Source organism: Achromobacter sp. UBA4530, from assembly GCF_002388205.1.
Lineage (GTDB): Bacteria > Pseudomonadota > Gammaproteobacteria > Burkholderiales > Burkholderiaceae_B > Achromobacter > Achromobacter animicus.
The window spans coordinates 879-2400 of sequence record NZ_DGMA01000049.1; the positions used below are offsets into that span (position 1 = coordinate 879).

Annotated in this window: 2 protein-coding genes; both read right to left on the reverse strand. The window is 68.0% G+C overall.

Annotation, left to right across the window (positions count from 1 at the left end):
* Positions 1-838, reverse strand: an 838-nt coding sequence (gene proB / locus B2W22_RS27830; protein ID WP_286940399.1) for a glutamate 5-kinase, incomplete at its 3' end; no start/stop codon positions are given.
* A 55-nt stretch (positions 839-893) separates the two neighbouring features.
* Positions 894-1522 (reverse strand): Obg family GTPase (locus tag B2W22_RS27835; protein ID WP_286940401.1); only part of this gene is annotated, 629 nt, incomplete at its 5' end.

Below are 1522 nucleotides of genomic sequence, written 5' to 3' on the forward strand. Positions count from 1 at the left end.
CCAGCCATTGCTTGCGCGCCGACCACACCGGCAGCACGGCCTGCAGTTCGCTGCCGATGCACTCGCCCTGGGCCAGTCGCGTCAGCACGTTGCGTTCGCGGCCCGAGGCGATGACGGTATGCGCGCCGCTGTGCGCCGCGCGCTTGGCGGCCAGCACCTTGGTCAGCATGCCGCCGGTGCCGATGCCGCTGCCCGCGCCACCCGCCATCGCTTCCAGCGCGGGTTCGCCGGCCTGGGCATGCGAAATGAATTTGGCTTGGGGATTCTTGCGCGGATCCGAGTCGTACAGGCCACGTTGGTCGGTCAGGATGACCAGCGTGTCGGCTTCGATCAGGTTGGTGACCAGCGCGCCCAGCGTGTCGTTGTCGCCCAGGCGGATTTCATCGGTCACGACGGTGTCGTTTTCGTTCACGATGGGCACGACGCCCAGACGCAGCAGCGCAAACAGGGTGCTGCGCGCGTTCAGATAGCGGTGACGGTCGGCCAGGTCTTCGTGGGTCAGCAGGATCTGCGCGGTGCGCAGGCCGTGTTCCGCGAAGGCGGCCTCGTAGGCCTGGCACAGTCCCATCTGGCCCACGGCCGCCGCGGCCTGCAGCTCGTGCATGACGGACGGGCGCTTGCGCCAGCCCAGGCGCGCCATGCCTTCGGCGATGGCGCCGCTGGACACCAGCACGATCTGCTTGCCCTGCTTGTGCAGGGCGGCGATCTGCGCGGCCCAGTGGGCGACCGCGGCGCGGTCCAGGCCTCGGCCTTCGTTGGTGACCAGCGACGAGCCGACTTTGGCGACGATGCGCTGGGCGTGGGTGACGACGGAAACGGCGGGTGATTCAGCAGACATGATGGCGGCCGGCTGCGGCGAAAAAAAGCGTAATCGAAAGGACTGCGATTATGGCTTATTCGTTACCGCCGCGCGGCGCCGCCGGCTTGTCCGCGTCGGTGCGCGTGTCGTCAAAGCGCGGGTCCGGCGCCACGTAGGTGCCTTCGGCCTGATCCTGCGCAAGCTGTTCCTTTTCGCGTTCGGCGTCCAGGTAGTCCTGCAGCGCGTAGATCAGGTCTTGCGTGCCCTCGCCCGACAGGCCCGAGATGCCGAAAACCGGACCCGTCCAGCCGTAGAGTTCCAGGAAGCGGCGCTTGGTGTCCTCGGGGTCCGGCACCATGTCCAGCTTGTTCAGGATCAGCCAGCGGGGCTTGGCGGCCAGTTCGGCGTCATAGCGGCGCAGTTCCTCGACGATGGCGCGGGCGTCCGCGACGGCCTGCTCGACCGGATCGGCGTCCGGGTCCGGCGTGGACACGTCCACCAGGTGCAGCAGCACGCGGGTGCGCGCCAGATGGCGCAGGAACAGGTGGCCAAGGCCGGCGCCTTCGGAGGCGCCTTCGATCAGACCCGGAATGTCGGCCACGACGAAGCTGCGCGACGGCGACGTGCGCACCACGCCCAGATTGGGATGCAGCGTGGTGAACGGATAGTCGGCGATCTTCGGCTTGGCGTTGGAAATGCGGGTGATCAGCGTCGACTTGCCCG